At 39.0% G+C, this 24,345-nt stretch carries 23 protein-coding genes and 1 other annotated feature; of the genes, 18 read left to right on the top strand and 5 right to left on the bottom strand.

Annotation, left to right across the window (positions count from 1 at the left end; genetic code table 11):
• Positions 1-160: 160 nt before the first annotated feature.
• Positions 161-346 (top strand): hypothetical protein, encoded by a 186-nt coding sequence (locus IGK54_RS12005; RefSeq protein WP_048949489.1) that lies wholly within the window; start codon positions 161-163, stop codon positions 344-346.
• 277 nt (positions 347-623) lie between these two features.
• Here the strand turns inward: IGK54_RS12005 and IGK54_RS12000 are convergent, their stop codons facing one another.
• On the bottom strand, positions 624-1,076 hold the full coding sequence (locus tag IGK54_RS12000; protein WP_002359057.1) for a YueI family protein: 453 nt from the start codon (positions 1,074-1,076) through the stop codon (positions 624-626).
• A 184-nt stretch (positions 1,077-1,260) separates the two neighbouring features.
• Here IGK54_RS12000 and IGK54_RS11995 point away from each other — a divergent pair, with 184 nt between their 5' ends.
• The 10 genes from IGK54_RS11995 to IGK54_RS11950 all read left to right on the top strand — a co-directional run bounded on the left by IGK54_RS11995 (position 1,261) and on the right by IGK54_RS11950 (position 14,451).
• Positions 1,261-2,208: an ABC transporter permease gene (locus IGK54_RS11995; protein ID WP_002354960.1), complete on the top strand. Its 948-nt coding sequence runs from the start codon at positions 1,261-1,263 to the stop codon at positions 2,206-2,208.
• On the top strand, positions 2,205-3,170 hold the full coding sequence (locus tag IGK54_RS11990; protein WP_002371665.1) for an iron chelate uptake ABC transporter family permease subunit: 966 nt from the start codon (positions 2,205-2,207) through the stop codon (positions 3,168-3,170). Before IGK54_RS11995 ends, IGK54_RS11990 begins: the two co-directional genes overlap by 4 nt.
• Complete coding sequence (locus tag IGK54_RS11985; RefSeq protein ID WP_002354962.1) at positions 3,167-3,922, top strand: ABC transporter ATP-binding protein; 756 nt, start codon at positions 3,167-3,169, stop codon at positions 3,920-3,922. The genes IGK54_RS11990 and IGK54_RS11985 overlap by 4 nt, the downstream gene beginning before the upstream one ends.
• 38 nt (positions 3,923-3,960) lie before the next feature.
• The gene (locus tag IGK54_RS11980; protein WP_010823270.1) at positions 3,961-4,914 is read left to right on the top strand and encodes a siderophore ABC transporter substrate-binding protein; all 954 of its coding nucleotides are present in this window, start codon (positions 3,961-3,963) and stop codon (positions 4,912-4,914) included.
• 147 nt (positions 4,915-5,061) lie between these two features.
• Positions 5,062-5,307 (top strand) — a binding site (T-box leader).
• Between the two features lie 49 nt (positions 5,308-5,356).
• Positions 5,357-7,000 carry a peptide ABC transporter substrate-binding protein gene (locus tag IGK54_RS11975; RefSeq protein ID WP_002368425.1) on the top strand — a complete coding sequence of 548 codons (1,644 nt, stop codon included), beginning with the start codon at positions 5,357-5,359 and terminating at the stop codon, positions 6,998-7,000.
• A gap of 21 nt (positions 7,001-7,021) precedes the next feature.
• A complete protein-coding gene (gene pepT / locus IGK54_RS11970) occupies positions 7,022-8,242 on the top strand; it encodes a peptidase T (protein ID WP_010777984.1) in 1,221 nt (406 codons plus the stop codon).
• 85 nt (positions 8,243-8,327) lie between these two features.
• Entirely contained in the window at positions 8,328-8,885 is a 558-nt protein-coding gene (locus tag IGK54_RS11965) for a GNAT family N-acetyltransferase (RefSeq protein WP_010821903.1), read from the top strand.
• A gap of 34 nt (positions 8,886-8,919) precedes the next feature.
• Positions 8,920-9,531, top strand: coding sequence for a YktB family protein (locus IGK54_RS11960; RefSeq protein ID WP_002375582.1), 612 nt, complete (start codon positions 8,920-8,922; stop codon positions 9,529-9,531).
• Positions 9,532-9,887: 356 nt separating this feature from the next.
• Positions 9,888-10,250 (top strand): LPXTG cell wall anchor domain-containing protein, encoded by a 363-nt coding sequence (locus IGK54_RS11955; protein WP_010777982.1) that lies wholly within the window; start codon positions 9,888-9,890, stop codon positions 10,248-10,250.
• Positions 10,237-14,451, top strand: a complete 4,215-nt coding sequence (locus tag IGK54_RS11950) for a WxL domain-containing protein (protein ID WP_185938058.1) — start codon at positions 10,237-10,239, stop codon at positions 14,449-14,451. Before IGK54_RS11955 ends, IGK54_RS11950 begins: the two co-directional genes overlap by 14 nt.
• A gap of 68 nt (positions 14,452-14,519) precedes the next feature.
• Here IGK54_RS11950 and lepB read toward each other — a convergent pair whose 3' ends face one another.
• The 3 genes from lepB to rpsD all read right to left on the bottom strand — a co-directional run bounded on the left by lepB (position 14,520) and on the right by rpsD (position 16,436).
• Complete coding sequence (gene lepB / locus IGK54_RS11945; RefSeq protein ID WP_010712890.1) at positions 14,520-15,056, bottom strand: signal peptidase I; 537 nt, start codon at positions 15,054-15,056, stop codon at positions 14,520-14,522.
• Positions 15,057-15,117: 61 nt separating this feature from the next.
• Positions 15,118-15,666 (bottom strand): biotin transporter BioY, encoded by a 549-nt coding sequence (locus tag IGK54_RS11940; protein ID WP_002354975.1) that lies wholly within the window; start codon positions 15,664-15,666, stop codon positions 15,118-15,120.
• A gap of 158 nt (positions 15,667-15,824) precedes the next feature.
• Positions 15,825-16,436 (bottom strand): 30S ribosomal protein S4, encoded by a 612-nt coding sequence (gene rpsD / locus IGK54_RS11935; protein ID WP_002365342.1) that lies wholly within the window; start codon positions 16,434-16,436, stop codon positions 15,825-15,827.
• A 323-nt stretch (positions 16,437-16,759) separates the two neighbouring features.
• On the opposite strand from rpsD, the gene IGK54_RS11930 reads away from it, so the two are divergent.
• From IGK54_RS11930 to IGK54_RS11920, 3 genes are all read left to right on the top strand, one after another.
• Positions 16,760-17,563: a formate/nitrite transporter family protein gene (locus tag IGK54_RS11930; protein WP_002365340.1), complete on the top strand. Its 804-nt coding sequence runs from the start codon at positions 16,760-16,762 to the stop codon at positions 17,561-17,563.
• Between the two features lie 71 nt (positions 17,564-17,634).
• On the top strand, positions 17,635-18,288 hold the full coding sequence (locus IGK54_RS11925; RefSeq protein ID WP_010825540.1) for a DNA alkylation repair protein: 654 nt from the start codon (positions 17,635-17,637) through the stop codon (positions 18,286-18,288).
• Positions 18,289-18,297: 9 nt separating this feature from the next.
• The gene (locus IGK54_RS11920) at positions 18,298-19,074 is read left to right on the top strand and encodes an HAD family hydrolase (RefSeq protein WP_002361040.1); all 777 of its coding nucleotides are present in this window, start codon (positions 18,298-18,300) and stop codon (positions 19,072-19,074) included.
• 46 nt (positions 19,075-19,120) lie between these two features.
• Here the strand turns inward: IGK54_RS11920 and def are convergent, their stop codons facing one another.
• Positions 19,121-19,684 carry a peptide deformylase gene (gene def, locus IGK54_RS11915; RefSeq protein WP_002354981.1) on the bottom strand — a complete coding sequence of 188 codons (564 nt, stop codon included), beginning with the start codon at positions 19,682-19,684 and terminating at the stop codon, positions 19,121-19,123.
• 279 nt (positions 19,685-19,963) lie between these two features.
• On the opposite strand from def, the gene rpsO reads away from it, so the two are divergent.
• From rpsO to mreD, 4 genes are all read left to right on the top strand, one after another.
• Positions 19,964-20,233 (top strand): 30S ribosomal protein S15, encoded by a 270-nt coding sequence (gene rpsO / locus IGK54_RS11910; protein WP_002354983.1) that lies wholly within the window; start codon positions 19,964-19,966, stop codon positions 20,231-20,233.
• 186 nt (positions 20,234-20,419) lie between these two features.
• A complete protein-coding gene (pnp, locus tag IGK54_RS11905) occupies positions 20,420-22,534 on the top strand; it encodes a polyribonucleotide nucleotidyltransferase (protein ID WP_002367402.1) in 2,115 nt (704 codons plus the stop codon).
• 181 nt (positions 22,535-22,715) lie between these two features.
• Positions 22,716-23,576, top strand: a complete 861-nt coding sequence (gene mreC / locus IGK54_RS11900) for a rod shape-determining protein MreC (RefSeq protein ID WP_002383273.1) — start codon at positions 22,716-22,718, stop codon at positions 23,574-23,576.
• Positions 23,573-24,082 (top strand): rod shape-determining protein MreD, encoded by a 510-nt coding sequence (gene mreD, locus IGK54_RS11895; RefSeq protein WP_002354987.1) that lies wholly within the window; start codon positions 23,573-23,575, stop codon positions 24,080-24,082. Before mreC ends, mreD begins: the two co-directional genes overlap by 4 nt.
• The last annotated feature ends 263 nt before the right edge of the window (positions 24,083-24,345 follow it).

Here is a 24,345-nt window from a genome sequence, read left to right as displayed (position 1 = left end):
AAAGAATACCGCCAAAAAATTCATAATAGATTTTTTGGCGGTATTCTTTATAAAAACGTTTTCTTGGTGAACCCAATAGGTTATACTAAAACTATTACCAATGAAAGTTGTATGACGGTGGCTCTGAGTTAGAGAGGCAGGTGATGCCTATGTGTATCCGATGCACTTTAACGAAAGGAGCATTTTTTTGTCAATCGAAGCGACATTGGAATTGATGATTAGTTTTGCTCTGAGGCTAAGGCGAAAGCGTTTAGCTCCGAGAAATAAGAAGGAATTTCCGAAAATAGTTCTTCAATTTTTGGAGAATTTCGGCTTATTTCCGAAGGAGTTGCTTTTGTTCAGCTGATTAGCGTTTGTTGCACTACTGATTTTCGGTATCCTTGAAGCAACGAAAAACGATAAAAAATAACCGTTCATAAGCTTAGACGGCCGAACGGTTAAACAGTAATAAAAACTTAACTCAGTAAGCCACCAGTTCTTATAACTGGCGCTGGTATAAAGGAGAGGTATGTAGCCGCATACCTCTCTTTTTCATCTTTATAATAGCACAATTCTATTATAAATGGAAGCGCTCATAACTTATGTTTAAACAATCCAATGACTCATAAATTTTCTTGATCTTTTTATGAGTGAAATAGTTTTTGCCAAAAGCCTTTTTTAGCTGTTGGCTCTTCTTTTGGCGTTTCGGTTGCTTGAGGATATTTTTCTGTAACGTCAATCACAGGTTCATCTACTGCATGTTTTTCAGCTAACAGTAAGCCGAGAGAGTCAGGGTTGTTCTCCACAAAATTGTTAACAATCTTAAAGGTTGCGCCATGCTGATTTAATAATTTAATATAGGTACTTTGCAGGTCAGAAGAGATTTCGCCATTTAAAAGTACTGTAACTTCAGGATGCTTCGCTAATTCTTCTAATAAATGTTTTTGGTTCTGTGCATCTTTCATTTCAGCGACGGTCATGGAGAGACGGCAGCGTTCACGAAATGTGCCCATGTATTTGTGTTGTTCTTCAGGATTAACGAGGGGCGTACCGTACATTCCTTTATCCAGACGTTGTTGTAAGTCATCATTCGCCATTCAGTAACACTCCTTTCCTAACGTTTCCCTCCATTATAGCATATCTTAGATAAGTCGTTGGTCAGTCGGCTTGAGAAGAAGTTTTTAATAAAGGAAAAAAAGTGGTTGCATTTGTGATGATTTTCTCATACACTGTAACTAAGAATGAGAATCATTCTCAATTAAATAAAAATGGAGTTTTCTCATGAAAAAGATTGGTTTGTTTGTTCTACTATTACTTTTCAGCTTATTGTCATTAGTGATAGGGGTGAAGGACATTGCACTTTCTCAGTTGTTTCAATTAGATGCGCAGCAACAATTTGTTTTATTTACCACCCGTGTTCCCCGCACGTTGAGTTTAATCATTGCTGGTAGTACGATGAGTATTTCTGGATTGATTATGCAGCAACTCACACAAAATAAATTTGTCGCTCCTAGTGTCGCTGGAACAACCGATAGTGCAAGGTTGGGTATTTTAGTCGCAATGTTATTTTTCCCAACAGCTCCGTTTCTCTATCGAACGGCAATTGCTTTTATTTTTGCGCTAAGCGGGACCTTATTATTCTTAGCGCTCATTCGATTATTACCAAGTAAGAATCAAGTGATGGTCCCTTTGGTGGGCGTGATGTTTGGTAACATTCTAGGTTCAATTGCCACATTTTTTGCCTATCAATATCAATTGGTTCAAAATATGTCTGCTTGGTTACAAGGAAATTTTTCCACAGTTATGAAAGGGAATTATGAATGGTTATTCTTAATGATTCCTTTGTGGTTTGTTATTTATTTATTTGCTTATCATTTCACTGTCGTTGGTATGGGTGAAGCATTTGCAAATAGTCTTGGCGTCCATTACCAGCGAATTCAGTTTTTAGGTTTGACGCTGGTTGCTTTAGCAAGTGCCATCGTTTTATTGATGGTGGGGAATATTCCGTTTTTAGGGGTTGTGATTCCCAATCTCGTGTCTTTACGTTATGGCGATCATATGAAAAATACCTTGTGGTTAACTGGGATTTGCGGGAGTTTGTTCTTGTTAATCTGTGATATTTTAGCACGAGTATTGATTGCCCCCTATGAAATTCCTGTCAGCGTGGTTGTCGGAACATTAGGGAGCATTTTGTTCATTTTATTATTACTAAGGGGGCGCAAACAATGAAACGGCCTTTAAAAAAATGGCTTTCATTACTTTTGCTTTTAGCTGCCGTAGTAATTGTGAGCCTTTGTTATTTAACTTATAACACGTATGGCAATTGGTCCTTTGCTTTGGCGTTACGAGGCAAAAAGTTATTGGCTTTTATTTTTGTCGGAATCGCTGCGGCTTTTTCAACCATTAGTTTTCAAACGGTCACGCAAAATCATTTTCTAACGCCAAACATTTTAGGGATGGATTCCTTGTACGTCTTTGTGCAGACGGTGTTATTTTTTCTTTTAGGAGGCGCACAAGCGTTAGGTCAAGTAAGTCTTGGCTCGTTTTTGATGAACGTCTTTTTAATGGTATTTTTAAGTACTAGTTTATCGTATTTTCTATTACGCAAAAATCAATCCGACTTATTTTTATTATTGATGATTGGCATGATTTTAGGTACTTTTTTCAGTAGTATTAGTACGTTTTTACAAGTGATTATGGATCCTAACGAATACGACTTACTCCAAGGAAAGTTGTTTGCCAGTTTCGGTAACGTCAATAGTCAGTATCTCGTTTTCGTTGGTGTGGCGGTACTCATGATTTGTGGGATACTTTGGCGGGAAAGTTACCGTTTAGACGTTTTACATTTAGGGAACCATCAAGCCCAGAATTTGGGGATTGCTGTGAATCAGTTTCAATTAGTGTTGTTGTGTTTGATCAGTAGTCTGGTCGGCTTATCAACAGCATTAGTGGGACCGATTACATTTTTAGGTTTTATCGTGGCCAATATGAGTTATCAATTCATGAAAACCTATCGCCACCGAGAACTGTTTGTGGCAGGGAGTTTAATAGCAGTCTTTTTACTGGTGTTTGGTCAATTGATGGTTGAACAGGTCTTCCATTTGAATACCCCGCTAAGTGTGGTGATTCAATTTGTTGGGGGCGTTTATTTTATATGGAAAATTATTGCAGAAAGGAAGCAACGCACATGATCCAGATGAGTGATGTATCAAAAAAATATGGCGATAAATTTGTCGTTTCAGACATTGATTTACCTATTTCTGAAGGCAAATTAACGGCCTTTATTGGGCCAAATGGCGCTGGGAAAAGCACGCTGCTAGCCATGATGAGTCGCTTAATTCCCAAAGATACCGGGGAAATTTATCTGGACAAGCAAGAAGTAAAAACCTGGAAGCAATCGGCTTTTTCACAAAAAATTGCCCTTTTAAAACAAGCCAACGGTGTACAACTTAAATTAACTGTGCGAGAACTGGTCAATTTTGGTCGTTTTCCTTATTCCAAAGGTCGCTTAAAAAGCGCTGATCATGAAAAAGTAACAGAAGCGTTGGAACAATTGGGCTTAACTGAAATGGCGGAAGAATACATTGATACCCTTTCTGGGGGCCAATTACAGCGGGCGTATATTGCCATGATTTTAGCCCAAGATACCGATTATATTTTATTGGATGAGCCCTTAAATAACCTCGACATGAATTATGCGGTTCAAATGATGCAGATTCTTAAACGCTTAGTGGATGAACTAGGAAAAACGATTCTGATTGTTCTACATGATATTAATTTTGCCGCAAGCTATGCAGATGAAATTGTCGCCATGAAAGGCGGAAAGCTCTATGCGCATGGCGCAACAGAAGAAGTTATTCAAACAAGTATTTTAAATGATCTTTATGAAATGAATATCCGGATTTGTGAAATTGAAGGAAAACGCTTTTGTCTTTATCACTAAATCGGGCAATTTAAAAATAACGTTTTTGGAGGAAAAGAATGAAAAAGAAATTTTTAGCAATGATGGCAGTTTCAATGATGGGACTGTTAATGTTAAGTGCTTGTCAAACAAATAAAAAAACAGCAGATTCTGCAACAAAAGAAACAACAGCTAAAACGGAAGTCACAGTCAAAGACACCAATGGTCAATTAACCGTTCCCAAAAATCCTCAGAAAGTCGTTGTTTTTGATAATGGTTCCTTGGATACAATGGATGCACTAGGTGTCGGTGACCGCGTGGTAGGTGCGCCAACCAAAAATATCCCTGCGTATTTAGAAAAATACCAAAAAGTTGAATCAGCAGGCGGTATTAAAGAACCAGATTTAGAAAAAATCAATCAACTAAAACCAGACTTGATTATTATTTCTGGTCGTCAACAAGATTATCAAGAACAATTAAAAGCCATTGCGCCAACCATTTACTTAGCTGTAGATGCCAAAAATCCTTGGGCATCAACGAAACAAAATATCGAAACGTTAGGCACTATTTTTGATAAAGAAGAGGTAGCTAAAGAAAAAATAACTGGCTTAGAAAAAGAAATTGCTGACGTGAAAAAACAAGCAGAAGCTAGCGCGAATAATGCGCTTGTTGTGTTAGTTAACGAAGGTCAACTTTCCGCTTACGGAAAAGGCTCTCGTTTCGGTTTAATTCATGATACATTTGGCTTCAAAGCAGCAGACGATAAGATTGAAGCTTCCACTCATGGGCAAAGTGTTTCTTACGAATATGTTTTAGAAAAAAATCCTGGAATTCTCTTTGTGGTAGATCGCACCAAAGCAATTGGTGGCGACGATTCAAAAGATAACGTCGCTGCAAACGAATTGATTCAAAAAACCGATGCTGGTAAAAATGATAAAGTCATTATGCTTCAACCAGATGTTTGGTATCTAAGCGGTGGTGGATTAGAATCAATGCATTTGATGATAGAAGATGTTAAAAAAGGATTAGAGTAAAATTGTTTTAGAAAAGAGGAATTGAAACCTCTTTTCTTTTTTTAATGAAAAACAAAAAAGTTTTAAATTAAAAATGTGGTTGACGGCCTCGAAAATGTTTGCTAAACTATCCGTAAATCAGTATGATTGATGAAACAAATAAAAGAACAAAATGTGATGAGAAGGAAAGTACTTTTTAAAATAGCTTGCAGAGAGCCTCGTTTGGTGAGAAGAGGTAGTGACGTTAAAGGGGAAAATGGCCTTTGAACAGGTTGGTTGAAGCCGTTCGCTTAAACCAATTCAGGTGCGCCTGTTATAGCGCTACAGTATGATTGTACTGGAAACGAGCGGATCTTTTTTAGCGAAGAGATCAACAAAGGTGGTACCGCGATTGCATAAGCATTCGTCCTTTTTAGGACGAATGCTTTTTTTATTTGTTTAAAAAATATGAGGGGGCAACAACATGAAATTGGGGAAAAAAGTAGTAGGTTTGATTGCAACAGGGTTTCTTTTAGCCGCATGTGGCGGAACCAAAGAAGCGGCAGAGAAAGTAGATTCGGGAAATTTAGCAGCTGAACAAAAAATCAGTATTAGTTCACCTGCACCAATCTCAACATTGGATACAACACAAACAACAGATAAAAATACCTTTACAATGGCACAACATTTATTTGAAGGCCTTTATCGGTTTGATGATGATAGTGCCACGGTGCCAGCTCTAGCTAAAGATGTCAAGATTAGTGACGATGGGCGCAAGTACCACTTTACCTTGCGGGAGGGGATTAAGTGGAGCAACGGCGAGCCAATTACGGCCCAAGATTTTGTTTATTCTTGGAAAAAACTGGTGACACCAGCGACGATTGGACCGAATGCCTATTTACTAGACAGCGTTAAAAATAGTTTTGAAATACGCAACGGTGAAAAGTCAGTCGATGAATTAGGGATTTCAGCCCCGAATGACAAAGAATTCATTGTTGAATTAAAACAGGCCCAACCTTCCTTCTTAGCAGTCGTTTCGATTGCTTGGTTAGCGCCACAAAATCAAAAATTTGTCGAAGCGCAAGGCAAAGATTACGCCTTGGATAGTGAACATTTACTTTATAGCGGGCCATTTACGCTAGCCAATTGGGATGCGACTTCAGATACTTGGACATTGAAAAAAAATCCAGAATACTATGATGCGGATCAAGTGAAACTGGAAGAAGTTGCGGTTAGTACAATCAAAGAAGATAATACTGGGATTAACTTATATCAAGCGAATGAACTAGACTTAGTTCGCATTAACGGACAATATGTTCAACAATATCAAGAGGATCCAGGCTATGTCAGTCATCCAGATGTGGCCAACTACTTCTTAGATTTCAACAAAAAAGAAGGAACGCCATTAGCGAATGTTCATTTACGAAAAGCGATTGGCCAAGCAATTGATAAAGAAGCCTTAACACAAAGTGTCTTAAACGATGGGTCAAAACCCCTCAACGGATTGATTCCAAGTAAACTTTATGCGAATCCAGAAACAGATGAAGATTTCCGAGCTTACAGTGGCGAGTATTTGAAAAATGATGTCAAAAAAGCCCAAGCTGAATGGACGAAAGCCCAAGCGGATGTCGGTAAAAAAGTGAAACTTTCCTTGCTGGCGGCAGATACAGATCAAGGAAAACGAATTGCGGAATATGTTCAAAGTCAGTTGCAAGAAAATCTGCCAGGTTTAGAAATTACCATTTCATCGCAACCAAGTAATAATGTGAATCAATCGCGACGTGAAAAAAATTATGAGTTGTCTCTTTCAGGATGGATTGCCGGCAGTAGTGAATTAGACTCTTACTTTAACTTATATGCAGGAGAATCAAGCTACAATTATGGCAATTATCATAATGCCAAATACGACCAATTGGTAGAAGATGCACGAACGATTAATGCCAATAATCCAGAGAAACAGTTTGCAGAATACAAAGAAGCGGAAGACATCTTGCTGAACCAAGATGCTGCCCAAGTACCGCTGTATCAAAGTGCCTCAAATTATCTAATCAATCCTAAATTGAAAGGCATTAGTTATCACTTGTATGGGGATTATTTCCACTTGCGCAATGCTTATTTAACAGAATGATTCAGGAAGAAGGAGTAAAAAATGGAAAAATTAGTCGAACGATTTTTAACTTACGTGAAAGTTAACACCCGTTCAGATGCCAACAGTCAAACCACACCGACGACGGTCGGTCAAGTGGTTTTGGCCAAAATGATTGAAACAGAACTTCATGAATTAGGTTTGGCCGATGTGCATTATAACGAACAAAACGGCTTTTTAACGGCACGGTTGCCTGGTAACCAACCTGCAGCGAAGAGTATCGGCTTGATTGCACATCTGGATACGGCGGATTTTTCAGCAGAAAACATCCGTCCCCAAGTCATCACTAATTATGATGGTCAAGATGTCCTCTTGAATCAAGAACAAGGCATCGTTTTATCAGTTGCTGAATTTCCCAATTTAAAAGAGTATCAAGGGGAAACGTTGATTACTACAGACGGAACCACACTTTTAGGAGCAGATGACAAAGCGGGAATTGTCGAGATATTAGCTGCTGTTGAGTATTTTTTGGCACATCCAGAAGTAGCGCGGGGGGATGTTTGGCTCGCCTTCGGTCCAGATGAAGAGATTGGACGCGGGGCCGATCAATTTGATGCGCCGAACTTCCCAGTCGCTTTTGCGTATACGATTGACAGTGGCCGCGTGGGGCATTTCGAGTATGAAACGTTTAACGCTGCCCAAGCTGTGATAACAATTGAGGGAACCAGTGTCCATCCGGGAACGGCCTATGGTTCGTTAGTAAATGCCATTAAATTAGGCGAACAACTTGATCAATCACTGCCGCAAAAGGAAGTACCAGAACAAACACGTGGAAATGAAGGATTTTATTTACTCAATAAATTTACAGGAAGTATTGAAAAAGCAGAACTTGTCTATATCATTCGGGATCATGATCGAGAAAACTTTCAAGCGAGAAAGCAATTTTTGGAAAAACAAGTCCAACGTTTAAATGCGCTGGCGGATAAACCCAGACTAACAATTACTTTCCAAGACCAATACTATAATATGAAGGAAATCGTCGAAAAAGATTGGACGCCTGTAGAATTGGCCGTCCAAGCAATGGAAAGTTGTGACATTGAACCAATCATCACACCCTTTCGTGGCGGGACAGATGGTTCTAAGATTTCTTTCATGGGCATTCCCACGCCTAATCTATTTACAGGAGGCGAAAATTTTCACGGGCAATATGAATTTATTACCGTTGAATCAATGGCCAAAGCTGTTCAAACGATCATTGCCATCATTCGCTTAAACGCTAATTAAAGAAACACGCGAGGGAAATGCCGATTTTCCTTGCGTGTTTCGCTGTTTTTCGGTAAAGTATGTAGAAAAGTAGGGAGTTTTGCTCATGAATTATCCATTGATTTTTGCAGAAAACCAACGAATTGAAACCGAACGCTTGATTTTAAGACCTGTCACATTAGCCGATGCAGAAGATATGTACGAATATGCTTCAGATGAGGAAACGGTCCGCTATGTGTTTTTGAAAAATCAAACAATCGCTGAAACACGACAAAATATTGCTAAATATTTTATGGGGGAACCTTTAGGAAAATATGGGATTGAAGTGAAAAAAACGGGCAAAATGATTGGCACGATTGATTTGCGGGTCAATGAAACCAATAATATTGGAGAATTAGGCTATGTCTTGAACCGTGCCTTTTGGGGCAAAGGCTACACGCCTGAAGCCGCGACGGCGTTAGTTGAACTGGGTTTTGCAAAAATGAAACTCATGAGAATCTTTGCTTTACATGATCAAGACAATCCAGCTTCTGGTCGTGTCATGGAGAAAATTGGTTTTACCTACGAAGGAACACTGCCCAATGCCCGAATTAGTAAAGGGAAAATTGTCACAGATGTTTATCGTGGGATGACACTGGAAACATGGCAAAATCGACAAAAATAGAAGCGGAAGACAAGTTGAGAGAGGAATTAGAGAAATGTTGATGTTTACAGAAAAAGAATTCGCAGCCTTTGAAGTTGCTGGATTAGATGAACGAATGGCGGTTATCCGTGCGCAAATTCAACCGATTTTTCAAGAATTAGACACGTATTTTGCCGAACAACTAGCGCCTGAACTAGGAACGGAGTTGTTTGTCCATATTGCGCAACATCGCCGTCGCACCGTGTATCCACCAGAAAATACTTGGTCAGCACTTAGTCCGAATAAGCGCGGGTATAAAATGCAGCCGCATTTTCAATTAGGCATTTGGGGCGACTATGTGTTTATGTGGTTGTCATTCATTGATAATCCTAAAAATGAAAAACAGATTGCGCAAGCCTTTTTAGAGAATCAGCAATTATTCCAAGCATTACCAGAAGATACGTATGTTTCCTTGGATCATACGGTTTCTCAAATTACTCCACTGCCAGAAACGGATTTAGAAAAAGCCTTAACTCGTTTTAGAGATGTAAAAAAAGGTGAGTTTGAAATTGGGCGCATCATTCCCAAAGATAGCGATTTGTGGCAAAATCCTGAAAAAGCACGAGCTTATATGTTGGCAACCTATCAACAACTCCTGCCATTGTACCAATTGGCTATTGCCCAATAAGAGAAACAGACAGTTATTTTATGTTTTAGTGTTATTTTATCGAATTATCCAATCGTCAAAAATGAGAAAAGCTCACAATGTTAGTTTTAAACACTAACATTGTGAGCTTTTCTTTAGTTTAGGTGATGGAAATTTAAGAAATTAAAGATGATTTTTTTGAAAAAGGGGATAGTCTTTACTGTTTTCCCTTGTTTCCTTTAAATAACGTAGCCTAAAAGACACGATATATAAGGAACTTGTTGAAATAAGGGTTATCAACTGGAAAAAACTGTTGTTTTGAAGAGTCTTTTTTTTGCTATTATAGAGCTATGAAAATAGGTTGTGAGAGATATTTAAATGCAAAAGGAGGTTTTTAAATGAAAAAAAAGCGTTATTTAATGATTGCGTGTCTACTATTTTCCCCTAGTTTTTTTATAAATGTTGAAGCGTCTGATGGTGGTTCTAGTTCGGTGGGGATTGAATTTTACCAAAATCCGACAACACCCGCTCCTAAAGATCCCCCACCGAAAACAGATGCGCCAGCTGCCGATCCCAAGGAACCAGCTGGTCCTCCGCAAGGAGATCAACGAAGTGGTGGTTCGACACAGACCACCACAACTGGCTCAACGCTCCCTCGTACAGGGAGCAAGAGTCAGGCAAATTTGAACATTCTCGGCTTCGCCTTAATCGGTTTGGCGGGAATCGTACATAGAAAGAAGGGACGACATGAAGCGAAATAAATGGCAACGTCTTGCAGCTATTGGCTTATGTAGTTCTTTGCTAGTGAATGCCTTTTCTGGCGTGACGGCAGTTGCGGAAACCGTGACGATTGAAAGTAGTCCGACCGCCGAAAGTAGTGCCAAGGAAGAGATGCCAGCAAGTAGCGTGAAGGAAGAAACAACGAAAGCCAGCACGGAAAATAGTCAAGTAACGACTGACACGAGTCAGGAAGAAGAAACGAAAGAAGCGGAACAAAAAGAAAAAACGGAAATCGTTCAAGAAGAAAATATACTTGAACCATCCAGTGTTCAAGCGAAAATTATGCCTAGGGCATTTGTCTGGGCAGCTACAGGGACAACGAATAAAACTACGGTTCGTCTCAATGATGTAGTTGATTATCGGTTGAAATTTGAAAATATTACAACAGATGACACAAATTCAGATATTGTTGGTCCGATTCGAATTGAATCAAAATTGGCAGCAGGAATGACTAGACCCACTTCAGTTATTATTAAAGTTGGCCCCGAGGAACAAAATGTAGTTCTAGGGGAAGGCTCTCATAATGCCAATAGTGGTGGCGAATATTTTGTTTGGACAGAGTCCACTAGGACGGTCACTGCATTTATTAATCGTCTACACGGGAGAACTTCTGGAAATACTGGGTATATCAAAACGTTGTATTTTCAGACAAGAATTACTTCTGGTATACACAATGAAAAAAAATATATCGATTCCACGATTCGATTTAATGGTTTTGGTGCAGTCAATAGACGAAATGAAATGACATATGTGGATAAATTTGCTGGTAACTTAGGTTTAAAAGGGAGTTTAAAATTTTACGATGAGGATGGACAGTCTAGTAAGGAACAAATGAGCCTTTCCATGAATCCAGTACTATTTAAATCAACCAACTCTAAAGTTGAAGGAACACTGTTAAGATATCCTTTAACTATGACAAACGCTGGCAATGGACTTTATAGTTTTAATACAGGACTAAAAACTGTAGGCACTAGTAATGGGGGTTCGTGGCTTTTCTTTAGTAACGACATTGCGATTAATTTTGCTACAGCTACCACCAATAGAATTGATAAAATTGTGTTAACGCCGCCTAAAACAACATTTCCAGATAGCCGAACAGGTGTGATGACTTCCAGAGCATATACATCAACAACTTATACGAGAAGCAACTATGATATTTCAGCATATAACTTTACTAAAGCGACTGGTAAGACGTGGCGCATAACTAATCTTAATCCTCATAGCGGAGTAAGTACTAATATTATGTTTAGTGACAATCTTGTGGGAACAACAGGACAATTTAATGCAGGAAATAATAGTGCAACGATTACCTACTATATTTATTACAAAAAACTTTATGAGAATTTTGTTAATAGTAGTGGACAAAAAATCGCACCACCCCCGGGATTCACTCAGGGTAAGAAAACAGTTATAAATAGTGAAGCGTACACTTTCAAACAAGCAGGCACCTTACCAGACACCTACACAACAGGTGGTAAAACCTACAAGTTCAAAGGTTGGTACAAAGGTAAAACAAAGCCAAGTACCTTGACAACTACCAAAGCACCAAGCTATGCGGTGACGTATGATGGGAATGATGACTTGAATGTGGTGTATGAGGAAACAAAAGAAAAGACTGCCACGATTCCAGCAGTTACGTATAAATTTGGTTTTGTCGATGAAAAAGGTGCTTTAGTTGCACCAACAAATTTTAACATGACAACCAATTTAACAACTATCATGAATGGTACGCCGAAACAAGTCGGCACAGCTAGTGGCGTGAACAACGGTAACTTGAAACAGTTAACGATTCCGAGCCAACAACTAACATATACACCAACGGTTAATCCTGCTTTTTCTGGTAGTACAAATTTTCGCGTAACTGTTCCTAAACAGTATAAGTTGCCGACAGTAAAACCAGGCACGTACTATACAGGCTCTAGCACCACTTATCCAATTGCTACGACAAAATTTAGATACGTAGGTGGCGCATTACCTGATAGTCGTTTAGAAACAGATGGTAAAGAGTATGGTTTATTTGCAACAACCACGGCTCACTCTTATCAAATGTATCGAGATTATTGGATACCAGATACAACTAAAACCTATTTTAGTGGAGCTTTATCACGTGTAACTGCAGATGGGAATACACCTGCTTATTACACCACAGATGAGACCATGTATTATTTCTTAGAAAACCGCCGTGTCACCGAAAACTTTGTAGACACAAGCGGTGCCAAGATTACCGCACCAACAGGCTTTACCCAAGGTAAAAAAACGGTGATTAGCAGTGATACGTATCATTTTAAATTGGCGAAAGAGTTGCCTTATAGTTACTACACAGATGGCAAAGCTTACCAATTCAAAGGTTGGTACAAAGGCAAAACCAAACCAGCAAAATTAGAAACAACACGCACGCCTGAATACGATGTATCCTATAATGACGACGATGATGTCACCACTATTTATGAGGAAATTAAATATGGCGGTAACACCGTACAATTTGGCTTCGTGGGTGAAGATGGTCAATTAATTAATCCGACTGGTTTTAAAGTAACAACAGATGTTGTTCAGACGATTGATGGTGTAAGTACTACTTTAAACACCTTGACAGCTGGTAATGCAACAGGAAATCTTAAAACAATGACGATTCCGCAAAAAACATATCCGTTAGGCACAACAGCGAATTATTTTGGTACGAAAAATTCTTTGATTGAAATTCCGAGACAGTACCTCAATATTACCTTTAAAAAGCCAACAGATTACCAAGGAAAAGAATATCCAGTGGCTGAACGAGTCGAGCATATGTTTACGGGCGCCCCATATAACAACCCTGCAGAACCGCTATACTACACGGTAACAAAAGTCAAGAATCAACAGTATAAATTGCGAGAAATAACTTGGGAAGAGACAAACCAAGCCTTCTCCAGTCTCTATAAAACGACGTTGATTCGATCAAGCACTACGCCAAATGGAGTGGAAATGTATCCGACAGGTACCATATATTATTATCTGAAAAACCGCCGTGTCACCGAAAACTTCGTAGACACAAGCGGAGCCAAAATCACAGCACCAACAGGTTTCACCCAAGGTAAAAAAACGGTAATCACAAGTGATGCCTATACGTTCAAACAAGCAGGCACCTTACCCGACACCTACACAACAGGTGGTAAGACCTACAAGTTTAAAGGCTGGTACAAAGGTAAAACCAAAACCGAGCCCTTGAAAACGACGAAAGCGCCAAGCTATGGGGTAACCTATGATGACAATGACGATTTGAATGTGGTGTATGAAGAAGAAATACCAACGGCTAGTGTCACATTAACTCGACCAAAAGAAGTGATCGATACGAATACCAATGTAATCTGGACAACAACGATCACGAATACTAGCAAAGCACCCTTACAGAATCTTAACTTGAAAAAAGGGCCCAATTGGTCAGCTGGTCTGACGATCCCGACCTTTATGGAAGTGACACCAGAAGGAGAAACGACAAAATCAATCCTAGTAAATAGTACACTTTGGACAGAGGGGGTTTCTTTACCAAATGCCGTTCCTATCGGCAAAAAAGTTTCAATTGCTTTCACAACTCGCGCAACAGGGAAACCAAACACTGTTTTGAAAGCAGAAGTTGTAGTATTTGGTGGTATTAAAGATAGTACAGTGGACAACTTCGTGAGAATTCGTCCAAATGATCAAGAAGTAGTCACACCAACGACCGAAGGCTTCATCAGTGTGCCAACCTTCGACTTCGGCCAAGTGGGCGTTGCAGGAACTAAGCAACAACACAGCTTGAAACAAGCCGCGGATTACTACGGTAACGGTACCCGCAATCCGTATGTCCGAATTAAGAAAACGCAACCGAATTGGAGCTTAACAGCGCAACTGTCACAACCAAAATCAGCGACAGACAGCTTGCCTACAGCGACCCGCTTATTATTAGGGGCGGCACCTGTCTCTAGCTTCACCAATTACAATCAACCAACCGAGTTGAAAAATACGGTCGGTACCACGAGTGCCATTAGCTTAACAGCCAACAACACGGCGACGAGTATTATTGCCAACAAGCAATTCACAGGTAGTAATGTTTACCAGTTGGACTTCACCTTCAATAATGTCAAACTTGAAGTGCCAGCCAATCAAGGTATTAAAGGGCAACAATACAAGGCCGCGGTTACGTGGAATCTTGTGACTGGACCTTAACAAGAATACGTGAATAAAAGCTAAACCGCCCTCAAAAAGTCTAACTTTTTGAGGGCGGTTTATTATTTTTATGGAAAGCCAATTTTATCTAACGGATAATAACGAAAAGTCAAAACACCTTCCACACTCTCTTGTTTAACAAAGCCAAAGTAACGACTGTCATCTGAGCGCGGGCGATTATCCCCCAAGACAAAATACATGCCTTCTGGAACGGTCAGGGATTGGGTGGCTTCTAAGGTCTCTAGCGTAAAATCTTGGGTATAATTTTCATTTTTAGAGACATTTCGTTTAGCACTTGCTAAGTAATCTTCACTGAGTGATACACCATTAATATAAAGGGTATCATCGCGATACTCGACTGTTTCGCCAGGTAAACCAATTAAACGTTTGGCTACTCGTTGGCCGTTGCGAGGACTAGGGAAAGCGATAATATCAAAGCGCTGTGGCTTTTTAATCGAGGTCACCCATAAACGGTCGTTGTTATGAAGTGTTGGTTCCATTGAAGAGCCGTTCACCGCAGCAGGGGAGAAAACATAGTGTCGAATTAGCAAGACAGCGACGACTAACAAAACCAACTGAACCAATCGTTTTAATAATGAGGACATGGACTTCACTCCTTTGTCCTTTTAGTGTACTACAGACAAGGAAAAGAAAAAAGTTTTCCCCTTAAGAAAGGTGTGCTAAAAAACGTTTCATAAAGCGTTGGCGAATTAAAATACCAACATAAGCAGCTGCGACAGCCTTGATGATACCAGGAATAATAAACGGAGCAAACCCGCCAGCGAAAGCGTTTGGCCACGGTAGATTTGCGGAATATTTCAACCAAATCATACCGAAAACTAAGGTAACTAAGGCGCCGGCAATATTTGCGATAATGGCCCAAGTATAGTTAAAGGTTGTTTTTTCTAAAATATAACCAGTTAATAAGCCGTTGAAGATAAACCCGATTAAATAGCCGCCAGTTGGTCCGAAGAGTACACCGAACCCGCTAGACATCCCCGCGTAAACGGGTAAACCAATTAATCCTAATAAGAAGTAAATTAAAATAGCGTAGGTCCCCGTTCGCTTACCCAAAACGGTAGCGGTTAAGCCAATGGCAAATGTTTGTCCAGTTAAGGGGACAATCCCCAATGGAATTGTAAATTGTGAAAGTACAGCAATAATCACAGCGAATTCTGCTGCTAAAATTAAAGAGCGTAACGATGCTTTATTCATAAGAAGCCTCACTTTCTATTGTTAACCAATTGTTTTATTTGGTTAACAATAGTTTAGCGGAAGTAAACAATTTTGTAAAGAGGGCAAAGAAAAAAACCTTGCCAAGAAAGGCAAGGTTTTGAAAGAAGGTAAGAACCGTAGTTCGACCTTTTGAAATCTTAAAGTTTTTGGTTGTAGTATTCAACGACAAGTGCTTCGTCGATTTCTGGGTAAAGTTCATCACGTTCTGGTAAACGAGTGAAGCTACCTTCTAATTTTTCAGTGTCAAAGCTTACGAATGCTGGACGTCCAACAGTTGCTTCAACCGCTTCTTTAATTGTTGAGATGTTTTGAGATTTTTCACGAACACCGATCACTTGACCAACTTCAACGTGGTATGATGGAATATCAACACGTTTGCCGTCTACAGTGATGTGGCCATGGTTAACTAATTGACGTGCTTGACGACGAGTAGTTGCAAGACCTAAACGGTAAACAACGTTATCTAAGCGTTGTTCTAGTAAAACCATGAAGTTAACACCGTGTTTACCTTCTTTGATTTTGCTTGCTTTAATGAACAACGTACGGAATTGACGTTCGTTCATGCCATACATATGACGTAATTTTTGTTTTTCAGTTAATTGCATTCCGTATTCAGAAACTTTACCACGGCTGTTAGGTCCGTGTTGTCCTGGTTTGTACGGGCGACGAGCTAGTTCTTTACCAGTACCTGATAAAGAGATACCTAGACGACGAGATACTTTCCATGATGGTCCAGTATAACGAGACATTAAAAATTCCTCCAATAAATAAATGTTTTTTTGGAGTAAAATAATTAGATGAAAAATTCATATTCGTTCAGTTCATTCTTCAACCTTCGCCTTTGCAGCCGCGGTTACGCAGTTGAACCAAGTTTGGCAATGAACTGTTGACGAGTTATTATTCTTCTGCTGCAATTATTTTACACAAAATCTAGTATACTTAATAGGATAGGAAACGTCAAGGTTTTAAAGTGAAATCTGAAAAAAAGGTAGACAAAAACACTTTTCCTCATTAGAATAAGGGGAGATGTTTTGAAAATATAAGTTGAAAACGGAATGAAAGGGAGTTTACAATGAAGTCTGGTTCACCATTGTTTGAACAAATTGATAAATCCATCGACAAGAAAGTGAATTTATTCTCAAACAGCTTTTCCCGCTACGCTGTTCGTGCAATGCTTGCTTGCCTATTTTTAACGTTGGGAACAGCCGTTGCTTTTGCAATCGCAATTAAAGGAGAAGGAATTTCTCATGGTTTAGGGAAAATGCTTTACGCCTTCATGTTCAGTTGGTCACTTGTAATGATTTTATATATGAATGCCGAACTTGGTACCTCGAATATGTTGTACATGACTGTTGGGGTCTATCGTAAAAAAGTCAACTTTTCCTTAGCTGCAAAAATTTTATTTACCTGTATCTTATTCAATTTAATTGGTGGCGTCTTGTTTGGTTTCTTGGTATCACTTACGGTGCCATTCCAAGATTTGCCAAAAGATAGTTTCTTCTTTACATCGATTGCTGGAAAATTAGAAAAAACTACCCTACAGATTTTAGTTGAAGCTATGTTCGCCAATATTGTGGTTAATACAGCCGTATTAGTGAGTATGCGAATGAAAGATGATGCCGGCAAAGTCGCGGCCATTATTTTCATTATCTTTATCTTTGCGTTCCTTGGTTTTGAACACGTGATTGCCAACTTCCCAGCCTTCAGTTTAGCTTACTTTGCTTCGAACGGCGCAATTGAAGCTTTCACAGCTGGTAATGTTGTTCATAATCTGTTCTGGGCCTTTATCGGTAACTTTATCGGTGGTGGCTTAATTATGGGTCTCGGCTATGCCTGGTTAGATAAAGACAACAAAAATTTAACGTATTTTGATTAATTGACCAACCAACTATACTAAAACATGGTACACTGTTTTAGTATAGTTTTTTTATTATAAGGAGCGAAGGAATGGACACACTTCAATTTCAGAAGAACCCAGAAACAGCAGCAAAAATGTCTGCTTATATGAAACATCAATTTGTTTTTGCAGGCATCCCCGCCCCAGAACGTCAAGCGTTAAGTAAACAACTTTTAAAAGAAAGTCATACGTGGCCAAAGGAAAAATTATGCCAAGAGATTGAGGTTTATTATCAAAAAACAGAACGAGAATATCAGTATGTCGCTATTGATTTAGCCCTTCAAAATGTTCGAAGATTTTCATTAGAAGAGGTCGTAGCGTTTAAAGCCTATGTTCCACAAAAAGCGTGGTGGGATAGTGTGGATGCTTGGCGAAAATTTTTTGGGTCGTGGGTGGCGTTGCATCTGACTGAATTGCCAACGATTTTTGCCCTTTTTTATGGCGCTGAAAATTTCTGGAATCGGCGTGTTGCGCTGAATTTACAGTTGATGTTGAAAGAAAAGACCAATCAGGACCTGTTGAAAAAGGCGATTATTTATGATAGAACTACAGAGGAGTTCTTCATTCAAAAAGCGATTGGCTGGTCATTGCGCCAATATAGTAAAACGAATCCGCAATGGGTCGAGGAATTGATGAAAGAATTAGTGTTGAGTCCTTTAGCACAACGAGAAGGCAGTAAATATTTAGCGAAAGCGAGCGAATAAGGAGAAATGATGGAAAGAAAACTTTTTGCATTTGATATTGATGGGACGTTGTTAAATTCGGAGAAGAAAGCATTGGATAGCACGAGAGAAGCGCTAGCAAAATTGCGGGAGCAAGGACACTTAGTTACGCTGGCAACTGGCAGAAGTCGTTATATGGCGCAAGAGGTGATTTGGGATTTAGATTTTACCAATTACGTATTATGTAATGGCGCCGCGGCTTTTGTGGATCATGAGCAATATTATCAAAATTTATTGCATGCTGAAGCGTTGGAACGTTTGGCACAAGATAGTGATCAACGCGGCTTAGGGTTTGCTTGTGTGGGCTTAGATGATATTAAGAAGAGCAACCAGCACCGTGCTGAAAAAATGGAAATTGCGATGAACTCTTTTCATTTTCATTCACCTGCTTATGATGAACACTTTTACCGTCAAAATGATATTTACCAAGCGCTGGCTTTTTATGACGCAGAAGATCAGTGTACGTTTGAAGAAGAATACCCAGAATTTCGCTTTATTCGCTGGCATCAACATAGCGTAGATGTTGTGCCTAAAGATGGCTCAAAATCAGCTACGTTAACGTATTTAGCTAAACGTGTGGGCATTGATGCAAAAAATATCATTGCCTTTGGGGACGGCGAAAATGACCGAGAAATGTTAAGCCATGCAGGGATTGGCGTCGCAATGGGCAACGCGAGTCCTTCTATTCAAAAAGTGGCCACAATGGTCACAGATACAAATGATAATGATGGCATTTGGAAAGCCTTAAAAGAAATGAAGGCCATTTAAAAAAACTGCACCGTTTGTCTGAAAACAAACGGCGCAGTTTTTTTCTTTATTCGATGACTAAAACGCCCTCTTTTAAAGCAAATGGATTTTCTTTGTTAATATGATCGTAGAACATGATGCCATTAATATGATCAATTTCATGTTGAACCACAATCGCTTCGTAGTTTTTTAAACGAACTTTGTGTTTTTCGCCAGCCATGTCAAAATAACTGACGGTAATTTTGTTATGGCGAACGACATACCCAGGTACATCCCGATCGACAGATAAACAGCCTTCCCCTTCACCTAAACAGACATCTTGCACAGAATGGCTCAAAATTTTAGGGTTGTACATTACCGTACTTAATGAAGGCGTTTCGTTTTCTGGGTCGTTACTAGGAACATGGACAGCAATAATTCGTTTAGAAATATCTAATTGTGGTGCAGCTAAACCAACGCCACCACGTAATTGTAATTCTTCGGCTTTGACTGGATCTTGACTATTTTTTAAGAAAGTCAACATGTCTTCGCCTAATTGTCGGTCTTCCTCAGTGATAGGGACAGGCACTTCTTCTGCCACAGCACGAAGTGTGGGATTCCCTTCACGAATAATATCTTTCATTGTAATCATTCAATGGTTCCTCCTTTGAAACATAAAAAAATTCTTCTTTTATTTATTCATGCGCTGAAATAATCAGTTGTTTACCACCATTTAGTGTATCACAAAATCACCAAAAAAGGGGCTAGATTGTTTAAAAAAACTATCGAATAATAGAGATTAAGCTTGCATTTTAGCGGTGTTTCCTGTAAAGTAAGCTTGTGTGGAAACACACCATCTATCACTTGGTTTAGCGAGTCACCAACGCTTCACTCAGTGATCAGACGAATAATAGAGAAAGAGGTGGAACAAATGGCAATTTCACAAGAAAGAAAAAACGAAATCATTAAAGAATACGCACGTCATGAAGGAGATACTGGTTCTCCAGAAGTACAAATTGCTGTCTTAACTGAAGACATTAACCAATTGAACGAACATGCGCGTACACACAAAAAAGATCACCATTCTTACCGTGGTTTAATGAAAAAAATCGGTCACCGTCGTAACTTGTTAGCTTACTTACGTAAAACTGACATCCAACGTTACCGCGAATTGATCCAACGTTTAGGATTACGTCGTTAATCATTACGTATAAAGCGAGGTTCAATCAGAATCTCGCTTTTTATCTTATTGTCACTATTGAAGGTCCTCTTTGGAAAGTTTTTAAGAACTACTAACCAAATGAAAGAGCAGCAACGACTTGTTACTTTTTCATTTGTTTAGTAGCCGTCTGACTTTTCCAAAGAGCAAGAGTAAAGGAGAAGAATTATGACAGAAAAACAAGTCTTTAAAACAACTTGGGGCGGCCGCCCACTAGAAGTAGAAATCGGCCAATTAGCCAAACAAGCCAATGGAGCTGTCTTAGTACGTTACGGCGATACGGTCGTTTTAAGTGCTGCTGTTGCCTCTAAAGAAGCAAAAGATGTAGACTTTTTCCCATTAACTGTAAACTATGAAGAAAAAATGTATGCGGTAGGAAAAATTCCTGGCGGCTTCATTAAACGTGAAGGTCGTCCAAGTGAACGTGCGACATTAACCGCTCGTTTAATCGACCGTCCTATTCGTCCAATGTTCTCAGAAGGCTTCCGTAACGAAGTTCAAATCACGAATATCGTTATGAGTGTGGATCAAGATTGTACACCAGAAATGGCTGCAATGTTTGGGTCTTCCTTAGCGTTAGCAATTTCAGATATTCCGTTTGATGGACCAATTGCTGGTGTTGACGTTGGCCGTATTAATGGCGAATATGTTTTAAATCCAACGGTAGAACAAGCGGAACAAACAGATATTGAATTAACTGTTGCTGGAACAAAAGAAGCCATCAATATGGTTGAAAGTGGTGCCAAAGAAGTATCAGAAGAAGATATGTTAGGTGCCTTACTTTTCGGTTTTGATGCCATTAAAGAACTAGTGGCGTTCCAAGAAGAAATCGTTGCCGCTGTAGGTAAACCAAAAATGGACGTGGACTTATTGCAAGTGGACGCTGATCTTAAAAAAGAAATTTTTGATGCGTACTACAATACAATGAAAACAGCCGTAATGACGGAAGAAAAATTAGCACGTGAAGTTGAAATTGACAAAGTAAAAGATACAGTCAAAGAAGTTTACGCTGAAAAATTTGCGGAACACGAAGAAGAAGCGCAATTACTAAAAGAAGTGAAACAAATTGCGGAAGATCTTGAAAAAGATGTCGTACGTGAGTTAATCACGATCGATAAGATTCGCCCGGATGGCCGTAAATTAGACGAAATTCGTCATTTATCATCAGAAGTAAGTATTTTACCACGTGTGCATGGTTCTGGCTTATTTACTCGGGGTCAAACACAAGCTTTATCCGTTTGTACATTAGCGCCTTTAGGGGAACATCAAATTATCGATGGGTTGGGTGTCCAAGATAGCAAACGTTTCATCCATCATTATAACTTCCCACAATTCTCTGTTGGTTCAACAGGACGCGCGGGCTCACCAGGTCGTCGTGAAATCGGTCACGGTGCGTTAGGTGAACGTGCCTTAGCACAAATTATTCCATCAGAAGAAGACTTCCCTTACACAATCCGCTTAGTGGCAGAAGTGTTAGAATCAAATGGTTCTTCTTCACAAGCAAGTATTTGCGCGGGAACATTAGCATTAATGGATGCGGGTGTGCCAATTAAAGCGCCAGTTGCAGGTATTGCAATGGGTCTTGTTAGTGATGGCGAAAACTATACAATCTTAACAGATATTCAAGGTTTAGAAGATCACCTTGGCGATATGGACTTTAAAGTAGCGGGAACGAAAGACGGAATCACTGCTTTACAAATGGACATCAAAATCCAAGGAATTACAGAACAAATTTTAACGGAAGCATTAGACCAAGCGAAGAAAGCACGGATGGAAATTCTAGAAGAATTAACAACAACGATTGCTGCCCCTCGTGAAGAATTAAGTCAATATGCACCGAAAATTGAAATGATTCAAATTAAACCAGCGAAAATTAAAGATGTCATTGGTAAAGGTGGCGAAACAATCAACAGCATCATTGATGAAACTGGTGTTAAGATTGATATCGATCAAGACGGTAACGTAAGTATTGCTTCATCAGATGCTGAAATGATTAAAAAAGCCATCAAGATTATTGAAGAATTAACCAAAGAAGTCGAAGTCGGTCAAGTTTACTTAGCAAAAGTTGTCCGCATTGAAAAATTTGGTGCATTTGTTAACCTAATTAAAGGCAAAGATGGCTTGATCCATATTTCTCAATTAGCAAACGAACGTGTGAACAACGTTGAAGATGTCGTGAAATTAGGCGACGAAGTCCTTGTCAAAGTAACTGAAATTGACAAACAAGGCCGTGTCAACGTGTCAAGAAAAGCATTATTAAACGAAGAAAACAAAGAAAAATAATTTCTTTTTAAACCAACGAAAACCAAGGAAGCTTCCTTTCTTTTCGTTGGTTTTTTCGTTGAAAACAAGCCCTAAAAAAGAAATGATAAAAAAAGCTAAAGACGATCGCCAACTCTTTTGTTTATAGTCAATTAGTGGTAAAATTAATACTATCAGTCTGAAGAATATCTGGGGTGTCTTTGTGAAAAAATTTAATCCAAATAAAAATATAATCATTACCTTAATTTTAGTCATTATTTTAGTAACCATTATTAGTTTAACTGCTGCGCAACGTTCTGAAAAAGGCAAAACCAATGTCGTTCAAGGTGGCGTCAATAATAGCGTTAGTATGGTGGACCGTGTGATTTCTTTTCCAGCTCGTGTGGTGGAAAATGGCTTGTCTTCAATGGGCAATTTAATTAACACGTTTAAAGAAAACGAACGTCTAAAAGAAAAAATTGATAGCTATAATGAATTAGCTGTCCAAAACAATAACTATAAACGTGAAATTGATAGTTTAAAACAAGAATTGAATCTGAACGAAACGTTGGCCAACTATGAAAAAGTAACTGCGAATGTCATTACGCGTTCGCCGGATACTTGGCAAGACTTATTAATTATCGATAAAGGAACCAATGACGGCATTGAAGCGGGCATGGCGGTCATGGCGCAAAAAGGGTTAGTGGGGCGTGTCATTGAAGTCAATGCAACGACTGCAAAAGTGGAACTACTAACGTCTAAAAATGTCAACTCGAACCATTTCCCTGTGCGAGTAACTTCCGCAAATGGCGAATCGTTTGGTTTACTTAAAAATTACGACAATAAGACAAATGCATTAATTGTGTCACAATTAACTGGCGATGCCACTCTGAAAGAAGGCGATGTCGTTCAGACTTCTGGCTTAGGTGGTAATTCCCCAGCCGATTTAGCGGTAGGGACAGTTATTAAAGTGAAACCAGATAGTTTTGGTTTAGATCGTGAAGTGTATGTGAAACCTTATGCGGATGTCTATGGTATCTCCGTTGTGACGGTCGTGAAAAGATCGGCAGGGGAAAGCGAATGATTCGGAAAGAGTATTTAAAATACGTCACACCTATTCTCTTGTTTTTCTTAATGTTAATTGATGCTCATTTAACAAAGTCTTTTGAAACGTGGACAAGCAATGTTTACTTCGCCAGTTCTCATCTGTTATTACTTGCGTTTATGTTTGCCGTTCCTAATTTCTCTAAACGTTATTTATTAATTACTTCGTTAATTTTAGGCTTTATTTGCGATAGCTACTACATTGGCATTATCGGGATTTATACAGTCGCACTGACGCTTTCGGTTATGTTGATGTATACATTTAAAGAAGTAATTCAAACAAATTTATTAACTGGTTTTTTTGGGATCGTTATTTTTACCACGTTGTATGAACTGATTGCGGTACTGATTCAAGTGGCCTTTCATTTAGCGGATGTCAGCCCAATTTTATTTATTACACGTGTGTTGGGCCCTACATTGCTATTGAACATGGTGTGGTATGTTATTTTATCTTATCCACTGAAAAAACTGTTTTCCGTAAAATAAAAATTGAAAATTTTGTTCGTTTGCGAAAAATGCTCATTTGTTAGCATTTTTCGCTTTTTTTATTCTCTTTAAATAACAAAACAATGAGAAGCTTACCCTGGAGCCATGAAGAAAGTTGTGAAAAAAGTGAAGCTTTTTTTTGTCATTTACAAGAAGAAAATTGAAATATTACTGTAACATCCATATTATCTCAGTGACATACAGCTATGCTACAATTGCTCTATCGTTGAAAAAGAGAAATTTATTCAAATTTTAATAAATAA

This window comes from Enterococcus sp. DIV2384, assembly GCF_050534975.1.
Taxonomy (GTDB): domain Bacteria; phylum Bacillota; class Bacilli; order Lactobacillales; family Enterococcaceae; genus Enterococcus; species Enterococcus faecalis.
The sequence above is the reverse complement of the archived record's forward strand: the minus strand, read 5'-3'. Positions and strand labels throughout refer to the sequence as shown.

Excerpts from the sequence above, each read along its gene's own strand:
- IGK54_RS11920 (WP_002361040.1), top strand. The coding sequence starts at position 18,298 with ATGGAAAGAAAACTTTTTGCATTTGATATTGATGGGACGTTGTTAAAT.
- def (WP_002354981.1), bottom strand. The coding sequence starts at position 19,684 with ATGATTACAATGAAAGATATTATTCGTGAAGGGAATCCCACACTTCGT.
- IGK54_RS11960 (WP_002375582.1), top strand. The coding sequence starts at position 8,920 with ATGTTGATGTTTACAGAAAAAGAATTCGCAGCCTTTGAAGTTGCTGGA.
- IGK54_RS11955 (WP_010777982.1), top strand. The coding sequence starts at position 9,888 with ATGAAAAAAAAGCGTTATTTAATGATTGCGTGTCTACTATTTTCCCCT.
- pepT (WP_010777984.1), top strand. The coding sequence starts at position 7,022 with ATGGAAAAATTAGTCGAACGATTTTTAACTTACGTGAAAGTTAACACC.
- IGK54_RS11925 (WP_010825540.1), top strand. The coding sequence starts at position 17,635 with ATGGACACACTTCAATTTCAGAAGAACCCAGAAACAGCAGCAAAAATG.
- IGK54_RS11980 (WP_010823270.1), top strand. The coding sequence starts at position 3,961 with ATGAAAAAGAAATTTTTAGCAATGATGGCAGTTTCAATGATGGGACTG.
- IGK54_RS11950 (WP_185938058.1), top strand. The coding sequence starts at position 10,237 with ATGAAGCGAAATAAATGGCAACGTCTTGCAGCTATTGGCTTATGTAGT.
- IGK54_RS11985 (WP_002354962.1), top strand. The coding sequence starts at position 3,167 with ATGATCCAGATGAGTGATGTATCAAAAAAATATGGCGATAAATTTGTC.
- pnp (WP_002367402.1), top strand. The coding sequence starts at position 20,420 with ATGACAGAAAAACAAGTCTTTAAAACAACTTGGGGCGGCCGCCCACTA.
- IGK54_RS11965 (WP_010821903.1), top strand. The coding sequence starts at position 8,328 with ATGAATTATCCATTGATTTTTGCAGAAAACCAACGAATTGAAACCGAA.
- IGK54_RS11940 (WP_002354975.1), bottom strand. The coding sequence starts at position 15,666 with ATGAATAAAGCATCGTTACGCTCTTTAATTTTAGCAGCAGAATTCGCT.
- IGK54_RS11930 (WP_002365340.1), top strand. The coding sequence starts at position 16,760 with ATGAAGTCTGGTTCACCATTGTTTGAACAAATTGATAAATCCATCGAC.
- IGK54_RS11995 (WP_002354960.1), top strand. The coding sequence starts at position 1,261 with ATGAAAAAGATTGGTTTGTTTGTTCTACTATTACTTTTCAGCTTATTG.
- mreD (WP_002354987.1), top strand. The coding sequence starts at position 23,573 with ATGATTCGGAAAGAGTATTTAAAATACGTCACACCTATTCTCTTGTTT.
- rpsD (WP_002365342.1), bottom strand. The coding sequence starts at position 16,436 with ATGTCTCGTTATACTGGACCATCATGGAAAGTATCTCGTCGTCTAGGT.
- IGK54_RS11975 (WP_002368425.1), top strand. The coding sequence starts at position 5,357 with ATGAAATTGGGGAAAAAAGTAGTAGGTTTGATTGCAACAGGGTTTCTT.
- IGK54_RS12005 (WP_048949489.1), top strand. The coding sequence starts at position 161 with ATGCACTTTAACGAAAGGAGCATTTTTTTGTCAATCGAAGCGACATTG.
- IGK54_RS12000 (WP_002359057.1), bottom strand. The coding sequence starts at position 1,076 with ATGGCGAATGATGACTTACAACAACGTCTGGATAAAGGAATGTACGGT.
- IGK54_RS11990 (WP_002371665.1), top strand. The coding sequence starts at position 2,205 with ATGAAACGGCCTTTAAAAAAATGGCTTTCATTACTTTTGCTTTTAGCT.
- rpsO (WP_002354983.1), top strand. The coding sequence starts at position 19,964 with ATGGCAATTTCACAAGAAAGAAAAAACGAAATCATTAAAGAATACGCA.
- lepB (WP_010712890.1), bottom strand. The coding sequence starts at position 15,056 with ATGTCCTCATTATTAAAACGATTGGTTCAGTTGGTTTTGTTAGTCGTC.